We start from the raw sequence: 22,251 nt of genomic DNA, 5'->3' as shown, positions 1-22,251 counted from the left end.
GAAGAGGCTGATTTCCGCTAGTGCTCCTGTCGCTTCTCTTTCGTCGCAGAGCAAAGCTTACCGCAGGAAAGCGAGTAGCCCGTAATAAACCTATTTCTTCCTAACCATCACGCCTGATAAATTACAAAAAGATCAAACCAAAGACATACTCAGGCCATCCACAAAAGGCATCGAGACAGTTCTCTCTCGATGCCTTTTTATCTTTTTTCTGTCTTCACGGCATGGTAAATATAGTCCATCTAATATAAAAGGAAATCCCGGAGGTCCTTATGTCACTGTTAAAAAAAGCGACAATTCGACATTCACTTTTCATTATCTTAATTTTTATAGTTCTTACTATCCTTCGTTTACTATGGTTAGCATACTTTCTCCCTTTGAGTAATCAACCGATTGCTCAAGAAGGTGTATTTGACATTCGTGATCAGCCGCTAACCGATAAAGAAATGCTTCACTTAAATGGTGAATGGCTCTACTATCCTGGGTCATTAATAGACCCTTTAAACACAGACAATAACCAATATCCTCGATTATTCGAGCAAACTATCCGAACGATACCTACGCGAAATTCTGAGGCAACGACACAACGATATGGTACATACCGTTTAAAAATTTTACTCAATGAAAATGCCCCCAAAGATAATCGTTATGCCATTCGAATTCCTGCAGTATCAACTGCTTCAACATTATATATTAATGGGGAGCTAGCTGGTCAGTCAGGAAAAGTCGCTACTGATTCAAATAATCATAAAGGGCAAGCCGCTCCATACACTGTATATTTTACGAATGAGCAACCTGAAATTGACTTAATTTTACATGTATCAAATTTTGATACACCAGCAAGTCCTATCATTGCTAAACGAGTTCTATTTAGCTCTGCACCAGCTATGGTACATCACGAAATAATTACTGAGATATCTCTTTCTACTATTTCAGTCATGCTCGTATTGTTCGCACTCTTTAGTATTCTTGTGTTCCTATTCATCTATCGGAAGCCAATTGTATTACTTTTCACAGTAGGTTTTCTTTTACCATTAACCGATGAATTAATTACCTATGATCGATCGATACTTGCCTGGCTACATCTTGATTATGTATGGTCATTTAAATTATCTTCTATCATCTATCTCGGTTCTTCTTTTTTCTTTGTTCAATTTTTGCGTATTTTACTAGTGAAATATCGTAATGCTAAATGCTTACAGTGGATCTTTGCTATCTATGTCCTTGGAGCATTTTTAACTGTCGTTTTACCGATTGATTGGTTATACACATTAAATCCTCTTTTCTTCATACTTTATGGCGTTTCATTTTTATATGTAGCAGCACTCGCTTTAAAAGAGTATCTTGAAAATCAAAAACAAAGTTCCGTTTTTATTGCCCTGACGGCTCTTGGTTCAACAAATGGAATTATATGGGGATTCATCAAATCCATTTATGTCTTTGATATACCCGTTTATCCATTAGACTATTTATTTATCATGCTTGGTTTTTCAGGTTATTGGTTTAAACATTTTTTTGAAAATAAAGAGCAAATTAATCAATTGATTGCTAAATTACAAACGGACGATGAATTAAAGGACGAATTTTTATCCAGTAGTTCACAAAAGCTATGGGATCCCATGAATAAAATGATTACCTTAGGACAGACCATTTATGAAAATCCAAACAATAAGCTTGCCGCTGATGATAAACAAAATCTAAAGCTGTTAATTGATATTGGGAGAAGCATGTCCTTTACATTAAATGACATACTTGATTTTACTCGTTTAAAGGACGGTAATTTACATCTCAATAAAAAAAACGTCAGCATTCAAGGTGTCATTTATGGTGTTTTCGATATGTTACGCTTTATAACAAATGGAAAGCAAATTCAAATGAATTCTACCATTTCTAAAACATTTCCTAATGTAGTGGCCGATGAAAACCGATTGATTCAAATTCTTTTTAATTTTTTATACAACGCCATTAAATATACAAATGCTTGTTCTATAGAAATCAGTGCACATATAGATAATAGTCTGGTTGTAATCCATATTCGTGACACTGGATTAGGAATGGATGATGAGATCCAAAGTCGTCTTTTTTCCCCTTACGAACAAGGAACTGATAACGACGATCAAATCGGTCTCGGGTTATTAGTTTCAAAGAAGCTTATCGAATTACACGGAGGGACTTTGCAAATACATTCCGTTCCTAACAAAGGCTCAGATGTCTATTTCACATTACCATTAGCAGAGGAAAGTTTAAATGAGGAGCAATCCTACATAGAGCAAGAAGATATATTTTCTCATGTTGAAGGAAATACGTCTTTAAAGACAGTGGAAAAACAATTTAAAATTTTAATGGTTGATGATGATCCTATAAACTTAACCATTATGCGTAGTTTATTTGCAACAACAGCATATGCGGTTACTACTGTTACTAGCAGTGAAAAGGCATTAAAAGCATTACAGCAAGAGGATTGGGATTTAGTCATTGTTGATGCGATGCTCCCTTATATTTCTGGCTATGCATTAATTGAAATTATTCGAGAGCATTACTCATTACTTGAATTACCGATCTTATTGCTAACAGCACGTAATAATCCTGAAGATGTTTATACTGGTTTTGTTCGTGGAGCTAATGATTATGTTACAAAGCCCATTAATTCTCTTGAGCTAAAAGTAAGGAGCAAAGCCTTAATCGATTTAAAATATAGCATCAATCAACGACTACATTTGGAAACAGCTTGGCTTCAAGCTCAAATACAGCCACATTTTTTATTTAATACATTAAATACAATTGCATCACTTAGTACGATTGATACAGATCGGATGATTGACTTAATGCATCATTTTGGTGAATATCTACATGCAAGCTTTGATGTGCGGAATCTACAACGAGTAGTACCACTTAAGGATGAACTAGAGCTAGTGCGCTCATTTCTCTATATTGAACAGCAACGCTTTGGGGAATTGTTAAACATCGAATGGGATATCGATGAAATTATAAACATTGAAATTCCCCCTATCTCCTTACAAACTTTAGTAGAAAATGCAATTCGTCATGGTGTCTTAAAACAGGAACAAGGTGGAACCGTTTGTATCCGCATAAAGGATTTCCCAGATTATGTAGCAGTAAGTATTATAGACGATGGCGTTGGGATAGATCAAAGTAAATTAGAGGAGCTACATTCAGGTAGTTATTCAACAAGCTGTGGCGTAGGATTACGTAATACTGATTTACGTCTTAAGAGGATTTACGGACAGCGATTACAAATACAAAGCACCCTAAATGAAGGAACAAATGTCACCTTCCACATTCCAAAAAATTAATTGGCCCATTCATGATTATCAAAGAGCCATCACCTTCTCAATTGAGTTTGTAGTGGCTCTTCTCTATAATTTCAAGTTACTATTACTATATATTTATGGATTCTTAAATATCAGGGTACATTAAAAGTATATAAATAAAGAAAGGTCGATACTATGTACAAAATATACATAATAGAGGACGATACTACTATTTCAAAGCTTATTGCCGAGCATTTATCGAAATATCAATTTGCATGCTACACTGTCCAACAATTTAATCGTATAGTAGAAGAATTTCAAGCTATTCAACCCCATCTAGTAGTCATGGATATTAACCTCCCAACTTATGATGGGTACTTCTGGTCACGCAAAATCCGCCAGCTGTCAACATGCCCCATTATCATTGTATCAGCGCGTGTGAATGATATCGACCAAGTGTATGGTATTGAAAATGGTGCAGATGATTTTATTACAAAGCCCTTCTCGCTAGATGTATTTATGGCAAAAGTGAATGGCCTTATTCGTCGTACATATGGAGAGTATGCTTCCTCCGATTCTAATTCTATAACAATTACCAATACTACATTAAATCCAGATACTGTTCGGCTTCACACTGAGGAACATGAGAGCCTGTTAACGTTAAAAGAGATGCAGCTTAGCAAGTTACTATTTGAAGCTTACCCAAATGTTGTATCTCGCCAAAAGTTGTTAAGTGCTATTTGGGATGATGAATCCTTCGTTGAAGAAAACACTTTATCTGTTAATATTGGTCGGCTCCGCAAAAAGTTTGAAGCTATTCAATCCTGTTTAGAAATTAAAACAATTCGTGGACTTGGCTATCAATTAGTGGAGGCAGAAGAATGAAGCTTTTCTTTCGAGATCATGTAAGTGTAATTATTCTTTATTGTGTAAGCTTCCTATTATTACCTTGGATCATTCATACATTGGATGATTTATCATCACACTATTTTTATTTTATCTTTCTCGTTAGCTTTCTATTTATTATTTGGCTAATTGGTCGTTATTATCGTAGAAAAAAGCTCTATGCTCATTTACAGAAAGGCATATTAACAAGCGATGACCTCCATCTGTATGAACCACAGGCTATGATTGAGCAAGCCTATAGCCAAAAACTACGACAAATGCAATATCTGCACTTAACACAACAGCAAACTTTAGAGGAGCAAGGAAAAGAAAAGCAGCTTGTCCTTTCACATTTTGCTCATCAAATGAAGACCCCATTGTCGGTCATTCAACTGATTATTCAATCTGATGCAAATAGTCAATCCGAGCACTGGCAAACTATTAATAAAGAATGTGATAAGCTGACCTTTACCCTCAACCAGCTGCTAACTTATGAACGCACATCCAATCTAGTAGCTGATTTAAAAATAGAGGCACTCTCATTAAAAGAGATTATTCAGGAGGTCATTAACGAGTTAAAGGATTATTTTATTGCCAAAGTGGTTTTCCCCAAAGTGATGCTTGCTGAAAATAATATTATTTATTCAGATCGGAAATGGTTAAAAATCGTGCTTTATCAAATCATCAATAATGCCATTAAATACGGTGAGTCTGAAAGTTCCATTCAAATTAGTTATGACGAAGCTATTTTAAAAATTAAAAACTGCGGAGATACGATTCCCGATAGCGAAATTTCACGTGTCTTTGATCTTTTTTATACAGGTGTAAAAGGAAGAACGAGCGGTGAAGCAACAGGTATAGGCTTATATTTGGTTAAAAAGATTTTGACTGCACTAGAGCACCCTTTTACCTTACAGTCCCACGAACGCTTCACTACCTTTTCTATAGACTTTTCAAATAGCGTGAAAAAATCATGAGTATTATATGACAACTTTGTCATATTGACGTCATATAGCCAAATAGGTAAAATGCTGCTCCTTCTTTATACTTAAGCTATTCAATCGAAGTAAGGGAGTTGTTCAAAGTTGGGAAACTCAATTCTACAAGTAACCAATCTACAAAAAGAATATATCGGAGAAATCACATATAAGGCTTTGAATGGTATAGATTTTAAACTTGGTGAGAACGAATTCGTGGCCGTTATGGGGCCTTCTGGAAGTGGTAAAACTACATTTTTAAATAGCGTATCAACAATCGATCGCCCTACTGCTGGTGAAATTCTTATAAATGGCAGAAATCCTTATTCATTAGATGATGAGGAGCTTGCAAAATTCCGCCGTTCAGAATTAGGCTTTGTCTTTCAAGATTTTAACCTTGTACACACATTAACAGTGAAAGAAAATATTTTATTGCCACTAACTCTGGATAGTTTACCTGCCAATAAAATGCATCAACGACTTACACATATATCTCAATTTCTTGGCATTGAGGAGCTTCTTCCAAAACGAATTTATGAAATTTCTGGTGGACAAAAACAACGTGTAGCTATTGCACGTGCGGTTATTCATGAACCGAGTTTATTGTTAGCCGATGAACCTACAGGAAATCTCGATTCAAAGGCAGTAAATGATGTCATGAACTTATTTAGTTCTATTCATACCGAACTGAAAACGGCCATTTTAATGGTGACGCATGACCCTTATGTAGCAAGCTTCGCAAATCGTATTATATTCATTAAGGATGGTAAATTATATAACGAAATTCATCGTGGCAATAACCGTAAACAATTTTACCAGGAAATCATGGACACGCTTGCTTTTTTAGGTGGTGGACAACATGAGCTTTAATCATATCGTTGTACAAAATATTTTACGTGACAAATGGACATACGTTTCTTATTTCCTTAGCAGTATGTTTTCTATCATTATTTTCTTTTTATTTACAGTTATCGCTTTTCATCCCAGTCTTAATAGTATGGACCCAGGCTCAACACTTGGCATTTCATTAATGTTGGCGAGTATGCTCGTCTATTTATTTTCATTTATCTTCATTGCGTACTCCATAATGGCGTTTTTGAAGAAAAAAACAAAAACACTAGGCATCTTTATGATTACCGGTGCATCCATGAAACAAATTCGTACACTAGTTTTTCGTGAAAATATTCTTATTGGTGTAATGGCGATTATTGCAGCAATTATTCTTGGGCTTGTCATTACACCGCTCTTCTTAATGGGTGCCAAGGCTGTGTTAAAAGCAGAAACTTTCGGCATGTATATTCCGATTAAAGCAATCGTTTTAACTGTTGGTTTATTCCTTGTATTATTTGTTGTTATTTCAAAAATAATGACAAGATTTATTAATAAAGAAGCGTCAATTCAGCTGTTAAAAAGTGATATTGTCATCGAAAAATCGATAAATTCTCATTATCTTTTATTAATTATTAGTATTACTATTTCCACCACTTTATCCTATTTATTAAAAATTGATCATGAAATTGTAGTTAGCTTTGGTATTCTTTACTACATCGTGTTTTTCGCGAGTATTCTTTCTACAATTTATCTAATCATCTCACAAGGAATGTGCTTCCTGCTAAAAATCTTTGAGAAATCGCCAGCCTATATGCGGAAAACAAATATGTTACTGGCTTCCAACCTCAATGCAAAAATGAAGTCGCACGCAAATATGCTATTTTTAATAACGATTTTAATAAGCGGTGTATTTTTATGTACAAGCATTTTATTTAGCTCCTACTATAATGTTGCAAAGGACAGCGAAGCGAACTATCCCTATAGCTTTCAATACATCGCAGATCCTAAGGCTGATGCAAGCATGGTAAAAGCTGATGTTGAATATCTTGAAAAACAATTATCTACAGTGGATTCGCAAAAATACTTTATTGAATTTAAATCGAATGAAGATAAACGACTTGGTTATATGTCAGTTTCAAACTATAATCTGTTAAAAAATCAAACCGTTAGCTTAAATAACAATGAATTTATAGCTGTCGCTGGTAATCATAAACTAGCACCAATAACGAATATTGATGAAGACCATTATCTTAAGCATTTAAAGCTTGCGTCTGTAGATGAGAGAAACTTATTATCCACTGGGTTCCAGCAAACATATTTTATTGTACCCGATCTTCTTTATAATAGTATCGACTATCCTGTTTATAAAACTTATATATTTGAGCTCGACAATTGGACAACGCATACAGAACTTGCGAGAAAAATTACTGAGGATCTCCCAACTATATCTCAGCAACGGTATGTAGCTTCAAAAATCGACTTATATGACTCAGAACTGTTTGTAAAAAGTGTCATGTTCTTTATCGGCTCTATGTTGAGTTTGATTTTCTTAAGTGCCGCTATGAGTATACTCTACTTCTATTTACAAACGACACTTCTCCAGGAAAAAGAAAAGTATTTAGGCATACGGAAGCTTGGTTTATCCAAAAAAGAGTTATTCACTGTAGTTTCTAAGGAGCTAGCAATCCTCATATTTGTGCCATTTGCGATAGCGATTACGATGTTGTTTGTTACTTTATTTGCTATGCGAACAATGGTTTCAACCACATTTTTAAAAGTCTCTTTGATGAGTTCTGTATGTTTCTTTATCCTGTTCTTCGTTAGTTACTTATTTATTCGTAAAAACTACTTTAAACGTTTACTTAGCAATTGAAAAAAAATTCGCACTCCACTTAGGGTGCGAATTTTTGCTATGGAGAAATCCTTTACCATAGTACAGGCTTTGCTACCATTAACCATAACATGATGAGCAATAACAAAATGTACATCCATGCTTTCTTATGTAACAATGAAGCAAATTTTTGTTGGTCATAGGCAGGTGTATTAAATGTTCGTAAAGTCGGTTTAAACGCTCTTGCTAAAAAAACGATAGCGGCAAGCAATACAAGAAATGTAAGCACAATCCACGAGGTACTCCAATGATAGCCCGCATGCCACATTAATATAATACCCGATGCAACAAGAACATGTCCTGAATGCTTGACGATTGTAATTGCTCCTTTAAAAGCCTCAATATACGGTGACATCTCAACATGGGATGCTGTACGCATTTTCTTAATAATTGGTAAAACTACAAACAATGGCCCAATCGAAAGGATGGCACTTAAAATATGTATATAAAGAAGAAGTGTATAAATTGAAATCATTATTGTGCATACTCCCCTTTTACTCAGTCCCCCTCATTATAGCACTCAACATATGCGTGCCTTATCGGCAATTGTGAATCCTTTGTAAACGCAAATTGAATCATTGTTAAATTGTTTGAAATCTACACAAAGAGGGTATTGATTATAGTAACATGCACATATAGAACGAAAAGGAGTGATTTTTATAGGAATTCATCAATTTTTTACAAGTCTTAATGACCTAGAGCGTATTATTCGTTGCCCTGGACGCTTTAAATTTGAAGAGCATAATGTGGCTGCTCACTCTTGGAAGGTATCACAGTATGCTATGTTCTTTGCTACACTTGAGGAAATGAATGGAGCTACTGTAAATTGGAAATCGTTATATGAAAAAACCATCAATCATGACTTTGCTGAAGTATTTATCGGCGATATTAAAACCCCAGTAAAGCATGCGAGCCCAGAGCTTAAGCAATTACTTGCACATGTCGAAGAAAAAATGATGGAAAAATTCATTATTAATGAAATCCCACAAGAGTTTCAGGCCATCTTCTTTGAGCGTATGAAAGAAGGCAAGGACAGCACGTTAGAAGGCCGTCTACTTGAATTTGCGGATAAGCTTGACCAATTTTATGAAGCCTTTGCTGAATTAAAACGTGGAAACACAGACAAAGAATTTGTGTATATGTATCAAACAGCTCTTACCAAGCTTTTAGTAATCCCCCTCGAAGCTTCAGTTCACTATTTCCGTACTGAGATTTTGAAAGATGCTGTGAAGGAAAAAACACATATTGATATTCAAGCTTTGACAAATGAAGTATTAACATCAAATTAATATGGTGCATGCACAAGTTTTCCGATGAATTAACTCACGGAAGGCTTTTTTTATTTTCATTCGCCGGAGCTTTAGGTCAACACGACGTTGGTCACTCAGGTGTTTTCACTGGATGAGAAGCTCTTACCCTGAGTTCCTCTATTTCAGCGGATGTTTGGACACCCGCTGAAAATTAACTTAAACCCGTATTTATCTGCTGAAAGAAGTTAAAAAGTCGTATAATGGAAGGAGATCGATTGGAGGGAAGCTTTTGTCACAGGAATGTTCAATTGTAGAGGATTTAATACCTTTGTATAAAAAACAAGCGCTCCAAGCAAGTACTATAGAATTTGTTGAACAACATTTAGCTAATTGTGAGCATTGTCGTCAGCTCGACACTTCAGAGCAATCACTAGTTTATAAATTCCCTATGAAAAGTACCTTAACATTTTTTCATCTTGTTTTTATCGTGCTATCCTTTATGTTTGCCATTAACTCATCCTTACTAGGCAATCATAAAAGCTTTGTTGTATCATACGCAATTTTCGGTTGTCTTACTTACTTCTTTTACAAAAACATTTGGATTGTTTTCGCCATTAGCTTTGTGCCTGTTTTCGTCTGGGCCGTCATTAATAATATTAATAATCCACTCTATGTCATCGACTATTCCTTTACGGAAATTGGGACACTGCTAATTGGAGCTAGCTACATAGCTATTTTACATACTATTTTTGCACTAGTCGGTGCTGCTTTTGCTATTATGTTGCGCAGGCTGAAAAAATAATGTGCCCTCTTGCAAAAATAAAAAAAGAGTCGGTTTTGAATAGCCTTCCAACTTCAAGTTTGGGGCGCTTCATATTACGACTCTTTTTATAGTTATTATGCTTTTTTTACGAACTCTGACTTTAATTTCATTGCACCAAAGCCATCGATTTTACAGTCAATATTGTGATCTCCTTCAACGAGACGAATGCTTTTCACCTTTGTCCCAATTTTTAATGTTGAAGAACTACCCTTAACCTTTAAATCCTTAATAATTGTTACGGAATCACCGTCTGCAAGTAGATTGCCATGCGCATCCTTCACAATTAGTGTATCTGACTCCTGCTCTGTAACATCTGCGCTCCACTCATGCGCACATTCTGGACATACAAAGTTCGATCCATCCTCATATGTGTATTCAGAATTACATTTCGGACAATTTGGATAAGCTGCCATTTCCGCTTCCTCCTTTTATTTTTTTACTAGGTAAACCCTATTTATGCTCCTATCTTTACATAATCTATCCTATTTAGCAAAGGTTGTTCGTATTTTTCGTTCTCATTTGTGAATAATGTATGGAGGAGTTTCAAGTATTTTGGGCGATGTTCCTTCCTGTCCTATATGATTTGGAACTCATGCCCATTGACTTTTTTGCAAAAACCATCTTACTTGCAAGTTTGTTTATCATCCTTTATTATATCCTTAAAGGCTGCATTGTTCGTACAATATTAAGTTTTAACCTTTAAGCTGTAAAAGGGAGTTTTATTATTGGAGTTGGAATGACGGGCCTCACACCATGGTGCATGAGGATAAGCAGGAAAGCTTCTGCGAACACCCACTTTGAGGAGTGGTGGTTTAAAACTTTCTATAATAACTACGGCATACGCGGCTTTTTAAATTTAATCTTACTAGCCACATGGCTTTGAAGCGAATCACCTTTCATTATTGGAGGGTGATTTTTTTATGCAATTTTCTGTCGTGTGCAAAAATTTTTAAAATCACTAAAAAAACAAAAAAGCTACTCAATTTAGAGAGCCTTTTTGTTAATTTTCTTCTTATTATTTAATTGATTGTAAGCCCGAAATATAAAAAAATAAGCGCACCTTCTCAGTACGCACGACGAATAGCCATCTACCCTGAATTTTTTCAGATCGATGAGATTGAAGAGATACTGCAAATTTCGAATAAAAAAGGTGTTTCTATTTTTGAATCTGAATATAGAAATTCTTTTATTCAAGAAGTTATGGAGAAATTATCATAATATCGGGGCGGAGGCTAGCTGACCTCACACACACTGTACGTATGGTTCCGTATGCGCCAGTTCAAACTATGTATTAAAATTTTATGTACTTAATCAAAAATTTCCATTAAAATGCAATATGTACATAATTTCGAAAAGGAGTAAGGCACCATGGATTCATTTTTAATAAATAATAAAATATGTAATGTTAATATCGTTCCTTATGAAGACAAATGTGGGCTACAAGACGATGGGACTTATTTGATTTGTTATAGAGGATGGAATGTCGATTTTCACTACGATGATAAAGAAATACTATACGCTTCTATATCTGAAGAAGGACCCTATATAATAAGATTCGGAAGCTCTCCATTTCCTACTTTCGGTAAAGATATAGAAATAGTAAAAGAATACTTACAGGAAAAACACGGAATAAGAGATTTTCGATATTATGACCCAGACAATGATGAAGTTAGTTATGTAAATTTTTAATCGTAAATTAGATGACCGAGACGGCAATTAAGCTTTCTTGGTCTTTAATGTTTCTTTCTTACCCACCTCGATTGCTCTCACAGCTGATTAATCAGCTACCAAACTAACATTTCCCCTTTTTCGGAACCACGCGAATGACAATATCCTCTTTTTCCGTACTCCTTGGCTTGGTATCATTCTCATACAAAATAATAACTTTCGGCTGCTGTTGTTTACCCATGGTCGTTTCACTCCTTGCTCTTTTAATCTGCTGCATAGACTCTTGGAAGCGTTGTATATCTGATTCATTGGCTACATAATAACGTTCGAGGGTTTAATGCATTCGGTTGCAGCATCGTTGAATGTTGGATTATTCACTTTTACAATGTTTAATCTCTTCTCTGCGTAGATATCAGCAATTGCCAATTTCAATTTGTCATATGATAAAGTCATGTCTCGTTACCTCCTTTCCGTTTCGCTTTTTCGGCATACGTTTTCTTATTGGTCCCATGCTGTAGCGTAGAGCGTCAATAAAGTGATTAAATTCATATGTTGGCTTATTTATAAGCTGACCTTCTTTATCCTTTGCCCATGTAGAGTTGCTAAACTAATTAATAGCATTGGTAAAAAATGGGCGAATAATAATCTTGAACTGTTGCAAAAATTGAATCCCAGCTTTCACGCTGTCAGGTCCCTTGTCTGCCTTCACAATTCTTTTTATGTCATATCGTCTAATTTCCTCTATACTTTTCGGTTCAGCACTGTCTGCAATGAATAATTTCTATCCCCCAATGCAATTTGTTGTCATTTGCCATCTCTTAAAAGCTTTTGTGGCCTGTTTATGCGCTGTTATGAAGTGGCGTAACTGTAAATGAAGGCTATCATTGATTTCTGATTCTTCAGTATAGTGCTGCTGATCAGCCCACATAGCATAGTATTGGTTACAGCATGGCGTTTTGCGTCTGCACCTCGGACGATAATCTAAGCCCCAGCGTTCAATTAATTCTTCCTGTACCAGCTGGCAGCGGAATTGAACGAAGCATCAACGAATCAACTCTTTCACCTCTGGTTGGATACGGAATCGGTTGATTGTGCAGTAGGTTGGTTCATACCCTTGAGCTAGCCACATCATCCGAAGACTTTTTTTAAAAAGCGCTCAATTTTGCGCCCTGAGAAGACAGATTGCGTGTAGGCACATAAGATAATTTTAAGCAGCATGCGTGGATGGTAGGCAAGACGGCCCTCATTTCGAAGGAATGGTTCAAACGCTTCGGGCGGGATACTTTCGATTAAATGGTGGACATCTAAGGCAATATCATTCTTTTGTAACTTCACTTCTAAATCTAAAGGCAAAACTAATTGATTCATGTTATAATCTTTAAACATAAGGATTCTTCTTTCTGTATAATTTTGTTGTGGTGACTTAATTTTATTAGAATTGGTCCTTATTTTTTTATGAAAAAAATTTAAAGAGATGGGTTTTGTCCCAGCTTTTTTCAACAATCGGACACGATTATTTAAAAATGATTGCATCTATTTCAAGATTAGGTCCATTTTATGGGATAACACCTCTAATATCTGGATATTTGTGTTAAAATCCCTCTGTATTGTTTTCCATCTAAACTGGACAAGAGAGGTATTGAGATTTATGGGAGAAGCTTGTAATTTGAACTGCAGACATTGCTCTTACAATCAAAATGTTTTTTTAGGAATTGGATTTAGGTATATAAACTTGAGTTCGATTTTAGAATGGTATGAGGAAGAAGAAGGTCGGCAATATATCAGAAAGTTTATTAATAACAAGGAAACATCTTTTGAATGTTACGACGGTCTATATGTTTGTCAGAAGTGTTGTTACCTATTAAATAAAGTACATTTACACATGAAGTCAGGAATCCAATCTTACACGAATACTCCTACTTGTCCTCGATGTAATACTAAAATGCCGACAAAGCCTTTAGACGATATTAATCAAAGTGATGTTCTAGATTGTCCAGATTGTGGGCAAGAAAAGCTAGAGGTGAGTTTTTATATGGATTGGGACTAGAAAGTTGGCTCTTAAAATTTCCTTATTAAATCAAAAGAGGCTTTGGCAAATGACTGTGGGGTTATTTTATAGTCATCGTGTTTTTCAATATTCTACAATCCGGCGCTATTCCGAAGTAATGATAAAGTCCAATTTCTTAGTTTTAATGTTGAGAAATTGGACTTTTTATAGTGCAAAACAGCAACGAAAAATTCCTTTTATCGCTCAATAATAAACCTATTTTCCCTAATCATTACGCCTGAATTAAAGCTATAACTTACACATATTAATACGATCTCCGAACAATATACCCTTTTTTACGGGGGCCTTTTAATTTCTTATCAATAGTCTTATTAACATCTGTGGAAGGCTTTTTAATTGGTTGTTCTAAAATATCATACATAGTCATTTGTTTTTGTTCTTTCATATCTTCTACTCCCCTCTCTACCATTCCAGCCAATTTTCTATATTTAGTCTATTTGTGTACGACTATCACGCGCATTAAGCTTGATATGCTATTTCTTCTATATATGATGATTTATTCGATTTATTACTTAAACACCCTATAGACTTTCTATTGGCCTTTACAAATACGGCTCTTAACGTACAGCAAATTAAGTAGGGTTATCAATTTTTTATGTACTTTTGTCTCCTAAGTTCCCTATTTATATGTACGATTATTTGTAAAATAATTTCCAAACAATTATAATTCACAATTGTAAAATACTGTTATATATTCAGTGTTTTATACAAATAGAAAATATAATAAAAGGAGTTATTAGAATGAGCAAACCAGAATTGTATGTTAGTTTAGCAGTTGGTCCTGATACGGGTATGGAAGCGCATGCCTTACGTTCAACCCTTGAGTACTTTGGAGCAAGAGTTACAGTACATTGGATAGGCAGACCAAACGATCTTATTGATTTGTTATCTGGAGAAGATCGAGACGAAAAGATCGATTATTTAATTCTAAATTTCCATGGTGATGAAGGGAGATTATGTATGAATGAGCTAGGAGAAGATATTTATGAAAGAAACGAGCCCCGCGGGGAATTTTTTGGTCCTGAGGAAGTCATGCGTTATTCAAAATTAAATGATATAAAAGTTATTGCTGCAGGCTGTACATTAGGTGTTGAACAATTAGCATCAGCATTTTTAAAAAGTGGCTGTCATTCTTATATCGCTCCAAATGATTACATAGACGGCAATGCAAATCTAATGTTTTTAATACGATTTATGTATGAAATAATTAATAATAATAAAACTCAACAAGAGGCTTTTGATATTGCAAAATCTTTGGATGAAGACACTTCAATGTATCAACTTTATTTATCGTAATCTTTTATATCTAAATGTCATACAAAAAATAACCAGGTACTCACTATGAGCGCCTGGTTATTTTTTTGGACGGTTAGTAGCCTTTTATACAAATTAACTTTTTTAGTTTGAAACTTGTGTTTTCTTAAACATTGAAGTCAATGCCATACCAGCTAATGACACAATACCCAAGAAGAATAATAAAAAGCCCATTGGAATCAAAAAGAAAGGTTCTTCTAGAGTGCCATCTGCAGCTACATTACTTCCAATAATAGCCTTCGCAATAAAACAGATTACTCCTAAAAGAATTGGTGTAGATGCAATTACATATTTTATTTTCATCCTATCTTCCTCCATTAAAATTAGTTTAATTATTTTTTTGATATTCAAAGATATCACCTGGTTGGCAGTCTAATACTTCACATATTTTTTCTAATGTTGATAATTTGATAGCTTTTGTTTAAATGGTTGGTAGCCTTTAAGCAAAATATAATTTTATTAGTTTGAAACTTGTGTTTTCTTAAACAGTGAAATCAATGCCACACCTGCTAGTGACACAATCCCTAAGAAGAATAATAAAAATCCAATTGGAATCAAAAAGAAAGGTTCTTCTAAAGTGCCATCTGCAGCTACATTACTCCCAATGATTGCCTTCGCAATAAAACAGATTACTCCTAAAAGAATTGGTGTAGATGCAATTACATATTTTGTTTTCATCCTATCTTCCTCCATTAAAATTAGTTTAATTATTTTTTTGATATTCAAAGATATCACCTGGCTGACAATCTAAAACTTCACATATTTTTTCTAATGTTGAAAATCTGATAGCTTTTGCTTTTCCAGTTTTTAGAATCGAGACGTTTGCCATTGTGATACCCAGTTTTTCCGATAATTCGGTAACACTCATTTTCCTTTTTGCCAGCATCACATCAAGATTAACCATGATAACCATGTTACACCTCAAATCGTTAATTCGTTATCCTGTTTAAGTTCACTTGCTTTACCCATCAAATAAGAAAGTAAAGAAGTGAATACAGCAATAACTACTGCAAAAAATAGAATAAGCAAAAGAATCATTAAAAGATTAGTATTGTAGTTCCCACTAATAAATATATAAAGCAGTGCGATGACATATAAAACTCCTTCTGTCATTGCTAAAACAGTTACACGCTTTAACCTATTTGCATTTTTTAATGTGAAATCGTTACCTACATTAATATCTGAACAGATACTCCAACCTATACATAAAGCAAAAAAGTAAGGAATGCCAGTGATCCAAATAAAAGCAATGAAAGGTTTATATACCTCTTTTAATGAACCAGAATCTAGCAATATATTCTTCCCTGTCTCTGGTCCAACATAGCTACAGAACAACAAACCAAATAACCAACAAAAAACAATAATTATTTTTAACCACTTTGCTAATTCCTTCTGCTTCATATTTCACCGCCTTCTCAACTTTCTAATGCTAGAATAATTGAAAATACATCCTTAGTCAATACTTTTTTATTGTAAAACGATAAATAATTATTATTTTATAATATAAGCAATTTATTTAAATCAAAAGACCAGACGCTCACAATAAATTACAGTTTACAATACCACCCATTATTCTTGAGATGTAGTCAATAGCCATAAAGCTGATTTAACACAGTCATATCCACTAGACCATCTACAGCAAAAGAGATGATTGTGCCAATACTGTAGCAATCCATTTTTCCATTTGAACAATTCCTTTTTGCATAATAAAAGCCCTCCACAGATGTGTGGAAGGCATAAACTCAAACGTTTGTGATTTTATAAAGTACAATCGATATCTTTTTTCTAAATTAAATAACCATACCAACAATTGTAGCCGTTAAGATACTAACAAGTGTTGCTCCGTACAACAACTTTAAGCCAAAACGAGCAACTACATCTGCTTGCCTTTCATTCAAACCTTTTACTGCTCCGGCAATAATACCGATCGATGCAAAGTTTGCAAAGGATACAACAAATACAGAAATAATACCCAGTGTATGTGCACTCATAGACTTAGCTACCTCTCCAAGGCTTGCCATTGCAACGAATTCATTCGTTACTAATTTGGTTGCCATAATTCCACCGGCAGTAATAGCTTCTGCCCATGGTACACCCATTAGGAAAGCTACTGGTGCAAAGATATAACCCAATAATTCTTGGAAAGATATACCGATACTCATTTCAAATAGTGAATTGATTAAATCCATTAATGCTACGAAACCAATAAGCATAGCTCCAACAATAACAGCTACTTTAAATCCATCCAAGATATATTCGCCAAGCATTTGAAAGAAAGTTTGCTTATGTTCATCTTCAATCGTTAAGATATCTTCACTTTCTTCTACGCTATACGGATTAATGATTGAAGCAATAATAAATCCACCAAACAAGTTCAATACAATCGCCGTTACAACGTATTTTGGTTCAATCATAGTCATATATGCTCCAACAACTGACATAGAAACGGTAGACATTGCTGAAGCGCATAATGTATACATTCGCTGTGGAGAAATCTTATCTAATTGTTTTTTTACAGTAATGAATACTTCCGATTGGCCTACCAGCGCAGAGGCAACAGCATTATATGATTCCAATTTCCCCATACCACTTACTTTACTTAAAAATAAACCTATCCATTTCATGAAGAAAGGAAGAATTTTAAAATACTGCAAGATCCCTATCAATGAAGATATAAAGATAATCGGTAATAATACACCTAGAAAGAAGGAAAATTCTCCTTCATTCAGTACACCTCCAAAAACAAATGTTACGCCAGTATTTGCGTAAGACAATAAATGATCAAATACATTTGTTATTCCTTTGATTAGAACATAACCAAATTTTGTATTTAGCAGTACTACTGCCAATACAAATTGGATGATTAACATAAGAACTATGTTTTTATATTTTATTTCTTTCTTGTTTTTACTCATTATCAGAGCTAAACCAAAAACAAGTAGCAATCCACAAATGGATATTAAGTATCTCATAAGTTCCTCCATAAATTTCAATAATAATTTTTAGACGTTCGACCCTAAAACTACAAAGCCATTCTTTCGCTTCTTTATGTTTCAATATCGAAACTTGAAGAAACAGTCATAGATCTTAATTTAAAAAGTAGTCAGACGTCAGACAAACAATTTCACTATACAGTTTTTTAACTACCTATTCAATAGTTAATAGAAAAAAAATATGTAATCACTTTCATCATGTTAGAACCTTCTTTATTGTGTGAAATTTTTGATATATTATGTCCGTCGTTTAAAGAAAACTCAAATAAGTAATATTAAAACAAATAGGTTCCGTTCGTTTAAGTGTAATATTCCACAATACACCATAATTACTAATGATCCCTTATTGTTAATAACAAAAAAAATAGCCATCACCAACGATAAATTTTTGGAATGGCGAAATGGCGTTTTTAGAGGATTCAAATAAAGCGAGAAAAATTTCGAAGAGACAAGAGATAACAATTAATCAACCTGTATTACATGAACTTTATAGATTGAAAGCTGTAACTCGTTGTAAGGTTGTACGCTAGTTTTCTAGAATATTCTGATCATCTAATTTTTTAGTATATTTCTTTAAAAACTTGTTCATCCTCTTAATAGTTTACTTGAAGAGGTGAATATAAAATGAAAAAATCTTTAATAGTAATTTTTCTAGTCATATTTACGCTATTGCTAAGTGGCTGTTGGAGTAAGCGTGAATTAAGCGAACTAGCTATTGTTTCGGCTTTAGGTATTGATAAAGTTGATGATGGATATTCTATCTCTGTTCAAATTATCAATGCTGGTGAAATGTCTGAAAATAAATCTGGTAGTCAAGCGCCAGTTACTACCTATCATGTAACTGGAAAATCCTTATTTGAAGCTATTAGGAAATTAACTGCATCTTCTCCAAGAAGAGCCTATTTCACTCACATGCAACTAGTTGTTTTCGGGGAAAAATTTGCATCTGAGGGAATTGCGGATGCTCTAGATTTTATGGCTAGAGACCAAGCAATTAGAAGTGACTTTAACTTTGTTGTAGCCTATAACTCTACGGCTAAAGATATTTTAAATGTCTTAACTCCTATAGAAAAATTACCAGCAAAAAAGATTCTAAATTCCGCACTTGCTTCCCAAGATGCTTGGGGCTCAACAAAATTTGTTGATACTGAAGATTTAATTTCTGAGTTGGGAGGTGAACACAAAAGTACGGTTTTATCAGCAATAGAGTTAGTTGGGGACAAAGAATTAGGTAAACGTCCAGATAATGTTGAAAGAATTGAAACGTCGGCAGTATTACATTTCATTGGACTAGGGGTATTTAAAAAGGATAAATTACTAGGTTATTTAACTGAATCAGAAAGTATCTATTATAATTTTTTAATGAATAATATTAAAAACACAGTCATTAATACCTCTTGTCCTAATGAAGGATCTATTACGACTGAAATAGGAAAATCTAAAACAACTATTCAAGGGGAATTTGAACAAGGGATCCCAAAAATAAATGTGAAAATTGATGTTGAACAAAATGTTGCAGAAGTTAAATGTGCCATTGATTTATCAAAAGAGAAAACTTTAAAAATGATTGATAAAAAAACCGCTAACTTTATTAAAGAAAATATTGAAAAAACCATTAATACGATTAAAGATAATTATCAAGTTGATATTTTGAACTTTGGAGAAGTACTTCATAAAGAAGATTACAAAGCATGGGATACTATTAAAGATGACTGGTTAACAATGTTTCCAGAGTTAGAAGTCAATGTTGACGTTAATGTCAAGACGACTGGGACAGCGACCTTAGTTAATTCCATCGAAAAAGAATAAGGCAAAATTAACATGATGCATTTTCTACCCTTCTTTCAAATAACCTGCTACCGTCCTGTATAATTCACCTCCATTTTGCGCATATAAGTAGTAACAAGGGAGGTCATTACATTGAAGAAGTTATTTTATCTGTTTTTACTAGCCACATTATTACTATCAGCTTGCGGAAAAAATACCGCTCCAAAAGAAGTAGCCGTCGATAAAAATACTTCCGTTGAAGATATAGTGGGAGCTACCGTCAAAAATAAATTTACTGTTGAAGAAAAGAATGGGATTGTCACTATTTCCATTCAGGATGCAGATGTTACAAAAGGTGTAAAAAGTCAAATGCTGAAGGACTCTACAAAGATATTTGCAGAGCTGTCCAAGCTTAAAAGCGTTAAAACACCATCTATTTCCTGGTACGCACCATTAACAGAACCTGGTGGAAACAAAGATATGACAGAGGTTTTAAATATTTATTTTAGTGAGGAAGATTTTAGAAAAGTTAATTGGACAAACTATGAGCAGCTAGATATTGAATCCATTGCTACTCATTACCATCAAAATGAAGCTTTAGGTCATTAGAAAACTTTCTCAGAAGGATACCCCTTCGTGTATAAAAGAATGGGTATCTTTTTTATTAACCGCTCACTTAACATACATACTAATTGCTTCCGACAGAAGAGATTGTTTTATTTTATAATGCGTCGCTTGCCAGACGCCTTTTCCATCTTTCAAAATTAATAGCTGTGGTGATTCATGCTTCACCTTTAGATCGTTCTCAATAATATTTGAGACATCCCTATCCTTCTGCACAATAACTAAATACTTAGGCAAATTTGTTTCCAGTGCTTTCAACTCTTTTAACGCTGAAATGCTACTAAAACATGTCATACTGAATTTTAACACTAGACAGGCCTTATCCTTAGATTGCTGTATAGTATCTCTCCATTGCTCAGCCGTTTTAATTCTTTCCATACTTTGAACCCCCAATTTGTAAACTTCCCATTCATTATATACCACGCAGGGTATTAATCAACTTTACCTTGGCGTAATTGCGTCAGCAAGAGGGGTTCAACTGTGCGAAAGTGAAGCAACAGAGGTAAGAAAATCTTCTGCACCTGTCGCTACGCTTTCGATACAAAATCATTTGCTGAATTAAGATAAAAATACGAGCCTACTATAACGAAAGCTCGTACCTCTTCTCACAATATTTAAATACCTTCCGTGTTCATTAATACAACACGCCAGCCATCTGGATCTTCAATTGTGACACCTTTGTCAGCCCAATATGGATTTTCTGGCTCTGCTTCTGGATAACCCATTTGCAATAAGCGTTCCGCAATACGCTGTATGGTTACAAACTTTGGAATATACAGTACAAGCAGATTATCCTTTGTTGGTGCTGGACATGGGCTCCCCTCAAGATGCTCTGTAAATTCTAAATGATAACTAGCATTTGGAAGACCAATCATTATACCATTGTAGCCACGATGCCCTGTGAAAGAACCGATTTTTTCTAACCCTACGCCTTCACAATAAAATTTTTCAATTTCCTTTAATTGATCAGTTGGCCTAGCAATACATACTTGTGCCACCTGTAATTCATCCGACCATTGTTGTCTCATAGTTATTTTTCTCCTTTTTATCAATTGTATAATTGAAAACTAAAGCTAGAGAACAGCCATTGGTCTGAAAAAATGCTACTCTTTGACAGAAATACTTAAATACCCGCGGAGACAAGCAAAATATCCGCGATATTGGTTAAAATATCCGCGAATTAGAGACAAATACCCGCGCAAGCCACGCGAATATCCGCGAAGCACCAATTTCACCTTAAAAATCACAAATTCTATTTGCAACTGCTAATGGATTTTCTTTTTCTAAATAATACTCCTCAGCCGGCCAATATCTCCTTTTATACTTATCGAATCGTGCTTGAAAATCTCCAATATACACATCTCGCTGTAATACCCGCTCCGCCCTAACAGTTCTAGGGCATTCTATATATAAACGATAATCATAAAAACCTCTCCACTCCCTGCGGAAAAGAAAGATTCCCTCAACAATAAGTATACCGTTAGCTACTAATGTAATTTTTTTATCACAACTGGCGTCTGCTAATTGGTCATAAAATGGAAGTTGGAGCTCTAAATTATTATTATGTAATTGTGAAAAGACATTATCTTTAATAAAGTTGATATCCCATTGTAAATAATAATACTCATACCATTCGTCGTACCCAGTATTATAACGTTTGCTTCTTTCTACGATATGATTATCTAAATGGATCAGTTCTACAACACAACTAGTTTTAAGCTCCTCTGCAAGCTTGTTAGCAATAGTAGACTTACCTGCGCCACCTAGTCCATCAATGGCGACAATGAAAGGTCTCTCTTTAGCAGACCTCATCTCAATTTGCTTCATGATATCGTTCTTAATTTCGCGTATATCCATTGATTGACACTCCTAACAACATTAAAATAACCAG

The 22,251-nt window shown here is 34.5% G+C and carries 25 protein-coding genes, 1 other RNA gene and 1 pseudogene; 12 read left to right on the top strand and 15 right to left on the bottom strand.

Annotated elements, in window-relative coordinates; translation table 11 throughout:
• The first annotated feature begins 269 nt into the window (after nucleotides 1-269).
• From BFJ97_RS17390 to BFJ97_RS17370, 5 genes are all read left to right on the top strand, one after another.
• Nucleotides 270-3,311, top strand: a complete 3,042-nt coding sequence (locus BFJ97_RS17390; protein ID WP_068985921.1) for an ATP-binding protein — start codon at nucleotides 270-272, stop codon at nucleotides 3,309-3,311.
• Nucleotides 3,312-3,464: 153 nt separating this feature from the next.
• Nucleotides 3,465-4,154 carry a response regulator transcription factor gene (locus BFJ97_RS17385; RefSeq protein WP_068985920.1) on the top strand — a complete coding sequence of 230 codons (690 nt, stop codon included), beginning with the start codon at nucleotides 3,465-3,467 and terminating at the stop codon, nucleotides 4,152-4,154.
• Nucleotides 4,151-5,131, top strand: coding sequence for a sensor histidine kinase (locus BFJ97_RS17380; RefSeq protein WP_068985919.1), 981 nt, complete (start codon nucleotides 4,151-4,153; stop codon nucleotides 5,129-5,131). The genes BFJ97_RS17385 and BFJ97_RS17380 overlap by 4 nt, the downstream gene beginning before the upstream one ends.
• 108 nt (nucleotides 5,132-5,239) lie before the next feature.
• Nucleotides 5,240-6,001, top strand: a complete 762-nt coding sequence (locus tag BFJ97_RS17375) for an ABC transporter ATP-binding protein (protein WP_068985918.1) — start codon at nucleotides 5,240-5,242, stop codon at nucleotides 5,999-6,001.
• Complete coding sequence (locus BFJ97_RS17370; protein ID WP_068985917.1) at nucleotides 5,991-7,835, top strand: FtsX-like permease family protein; 1,845 nt, start codon at nucleotides 5,991-5,993, stop codon at nucleotides 7,833-7,835. The genes BFJ97_RS17375 and BFJ97_RS17370 overlap by 11 nt, the downstream gene beginning before the upstream one ends.
• A gap of 52 nt (nucleotides 7,836-7,887) precedes the next feature.
• Here the strand turns inward: BFJ97_RS17370 and BFJ97_RS17365 are convergent, their stop codons facing one another.
• A complete protein-coding gene (locus BFJ97_RS17365) occupies nucleotides 7,888-8,328 on the bottom strand; it encodes a hypothetical protein (protein WP_068985916.1) in 441 nt (146 codons plus the stop codon).
• 175 nt (nucleotides 8,329-8,503) lie between these two features.
• Between BFJ97_RS17365 and BFJ97_RS17360 the strand changes: the two genes are divergently transcribed.
• A complete protein-coding gene (locus BFJ97_RS17360; RefSeq protein WP_083227086.1) occupies nucleotides 8,504-9,142 on the top strand; it encodes a YfbR-like 5'-deoxynucleotidase in 639 nt (212 codons plus the stop codon).
• A 250-nt stretch (nucleotides 9,143-9,392) separates the two neighbouring features.
• Nucleotides 9,393-9,905: a zf-HC2 domain-containing protein gene (locus BFJ97_RS17355; protein WP_068985915.1), complete on the top strand. Its 513-nt coding sequence runs from the start codon at nucleotides 9,393-9,395 to the stop codon at nucleotides 9,903-9,905.
• A gap of 95 nt (nucleotides 9,906-10,000) precedes the next feature.
• On the opposite strand, the gene BFJ97_RS17350 is transcribed toward BFJ97_RS17355, so the two are convergent.
• Nucleotides 10,001-10,339 (bottom strand): zinc ribbon domain-containing protein YjdM, encoded by a 339-nt coding sequence (locus BFJ97_RS17350; RefSeq protein WP_068985914.1) that lies wholly within the window; start codon nucleotides 10,337-10,339, stop codon nucleotides 10,001-10,003.
• Between the two features lie 247 nt (nucleotides 10,340-10,586).
• Between BFJ97_RS17350 and ssrS the strand changes: the two genes are divergently transcribed.
• Both ssrS and BFJ97_RS17340 read left to right on the top strand, forming a co-directional pair.
• Nucleotides 10,587-10,779, top strand: a non-coding RNA gene (ssrS, locus tag BFJ97_RS17345) — 6S RNA.
• Between the two features lie 515 nt (nucleotides 10,780-11,294).
• Entirely contained in the window at nucleotides 11,295-11,615 is a 321-nt protein-coding gene (locus tag BFJ97_RS17340; RefSeq protein ID WP_068985913.1) for a hypothetical protein, read from the top strand.
• Between the two features lie 291 nt (nucleotides 11,616-11,906).
• Here BFJ97_RS17340 and BFJ97_RS24850 read toward each other — a convergent pair whose 3' ends face one another.
• The 4 genes and pseudogenes from BFJ97_RS24850 to BFJ97_RS24845 all read right to left on the bottom strand — a co-directional run bounded on the left by BFJ97_RS24850 (nucleotide 11,907) and on the right by BFJ97_RS24845 (nucleotide 14,047).
• Nucleotides 11,907-12,047, bottom strand: coding sequence for a hypothetical protein (locus BFJ97_RS24850; RefSeq protein ID WP_175401797.1), 141 nt, complete (start codon nucleotides 12,045-12,047; stop codon nucleotides 11,907-11,909).
• A 154-nt stretch (nucleotides 12,048-12,201) separates the two neighbouring features.
• Complete coding sequence (locus BFJ97_RS25725) at nucleotides 12,202-12,366, bottom strand: terminase large subunit (RefSeq protein ID WP_139114475.1); 165 nt, start codon at nucleotides 12,364-12,366, stop codon at nucleotides 12,202-12,204.
• A gap of 273 nt (nucleotides 12,367-12,639) precedes the next feature.
• A pseudogene (locus BFJ97_RS23820) lies at nucleotides 12,640-12,980 on the bottom strand (transposase); the annotation flags it as partial.
• Between the two features lie 926 nt (nucleotides 12,981-13,906).
• On the bottom strand, nucleotides 13,907-14,047 hold the full coding sequence (locus BFJ97_RS24845; RefSeq protein WP_175401796.1) for a hypothetical protein: 141 nt from the start codon (nucleotides 14,045-14,047) through the stop codon (nucleotides 13,907-13,909).
• 356 nt (nucleotides 14,048-14,403) lie between these two features.
• On the opposite strand from BFJ97_RS24845, the gene BFJ97_RS17325 reads away from it, so the two are divergent.
• Nucleotides 14,404-14,958: a delta-aminolevulinic acid dehydratase gene (locus BFJ97_RS17325; protein WP_068985910.1), complete on the top strand. Its 555-nt coding sequence runs from the start codon at nucleotides 14,404-14,406 to the stop codon at nucleotides 14,956-14,958.
• Between the two features lie 102 nt (nucleotides 14,959-15,060).
• Here BFJ97_RS17325 and BFJ97_RS17320 read toward each other — a convergent pair whose 3' ends face one another.
• From BFJ97_RS17320 to BFJ97_RS17300, 6 genes are all read right to left on the bottom strand, one after another.
• Nucleotides 15,061-15,279, bottom strand: a complete 219-nt coding sequence (locus BFJ97_RS17320; protein WP_068985909.1) for a DUF3955 domain-containing protein — start codon at nucleotides 15,277-15,279, stop codon at nucleotides 15,061-15,063.
• A 25-nt stretch (nucleotides 15,280-15,304) separates the two neighbouring features.
• On the bottom strand, nucleotides 15,305-15,388 hold the full coding sequence (locus BFJ97_RS23815) for a helix-turn-helix domain-containing protein (protein ID WP_083227088.1): 84 nt from the start codon (nucleotides 15,386-15,388) through the stop codon (nucleotides 15,305-15,307).
• A gap of 47 nt (nucleotides 15,389-15,435) precedes the next feature.
• The gene (locus BFJ97_RS17315) at nucleotides 15,436-15,654 is read right to left on the bottom strand and encodes a DUF3955 domain-containing protein (protein WP_068985952.1); all 219 of its coding nucleotides are present in this window, start codon (nucleotides 15,652-15,654) and stop codon (nucleotides 15,436-15,438) included.
• A gap of 25 nt (nucleotides 15,655-15,679) precedes the next feature.
• Nucleotides 15,680-15,889 (bottom strand): helix-turn-helix domain-containing protein, encoded by a 210-nt coding sequence (locus tag BFJ97_RS17310; protein ID WP_068985908.1) that lies wholly within the window; start codon nucleotides 15,887-15,889, stop codon nucleotides 15,680-15,682.
• A gap of 8 nt (nucleotides 15,890-15,897) precedes the next feature.
• Nucleotides 15,898-16,377, bottom strand: a complete 480-nt coding sequence (locus BFJ97_RS17305) for a DUF2975 domain-containing protein (RefSeq protein ID WP_068985907.1) — start codon at nucleotides 16,375-16,377, stop codon at nucleotides 15,898-15,900.
• A 389-nt stretch (nucleotides 16,378-16,766) separates the two neighbouring features.
• Nucleotides 16,767-17,948 (bottom strand): NupC/NupG family nucleoside CNT transporter, encoded by a 1,182-nt coding sequence (locus tag BFJ97_RS17300; RefSeq protein WP_068985906.1) that lies wholly within the window; start codon nucleotides 17,946-17,948, stop codon nucleotides 16,767-16,769.
• Between the two features lie 645 nt (nucleotides 17,949-18,593).
• Here BFJ97_RS17300 and BFJ97_RS17295 point away from each other — a divergent pair.
• Both BFJ97_RS17295 and BFJ97_RS17290 read left to right on the top strand, forming a co-directional pair.
• On the top strand, nucleotides 18,594-19,778 hold the full coding sequence (locus BFJ97_RS17295) for a Ger(x)C family spore germination protein (RefSeq protein ID WP_068985905.1): 1,185 nt from the start codon (nucleotides 18,594-18,596) through the stop codon (nucleotides 19,776-19,778).
• Between the two features lie 111 nt (nucleotides 19,779-19,889).
• Complete coding sequence (locus BFJ97_RS17290; RefSeq protein WP_068985904.1) at nucleotides 19,890-20,345, top strand: hypothetical protein; 456 nt, start codon at nucleotides 19,890-19,892, stop codon at nucleotides 20,343-20,345.
• A gap of 63 nt (nucleotides 20,346-20,408) precedes the next feature.
• Here BFJ97_RS17290 and ytxJ read toward each other — a convergent pair whose 3' ends face one another.
• The 3 genes from ytxJ to BFJ97_RS17275 form a co-directional block, all read right to left on the bottom strand.
• Entirely contained in the window at nucleotides 20,409-20,738 is a 330-nt protein-coding gene (ytxJ, locus tag BFJ97_RS17285; protein WP_068985903.1) for a bacillithiol system redox-active protein YtxJ, read from the bottom strand.
• A 236-nt stretch (nucleotides 20,739-20,974) separates the two neighbouring features.
• The gene (locus tag BFJ97_RS17280) at nucleotides 20,975-21,388 is read right to left on the bottom strand and encodes a VOC family protein (RefSeq protein WP_068985902.1); all 414 of its coding nucleotides are present in this window, start codon (nucleotides 21,386-21,388) and stop codon (nucleotides 20,975-20,977) included.
• Between the two features lie 208 nt (nucleotides 21,389-21,596).
• A complete protein-coding gene (locus BFJ97_RS17275; RefSeq protein WP_139114472.1) occupies nucleotides 21,597-22,217 on the bottom strand; it encodes a kinase in 621 nt (206 codons plus the stop codon).
• Nucleotides 22,218-22,251: the final 34 nt, after the last annotated feature.

It is taken from the genome of Lysinibacillus xylanilyticus, assembly GCF_001708185.1.
GTDB lineage: Bacteria > Bacillota > Bacilli > Bacillales_A > Planococcaceae > Lysinibacillus > Lysinibacillus xylanilyticus_A.
This window is presented reverse-complemented; position numbering and strand designations above follow the sequence as displayed.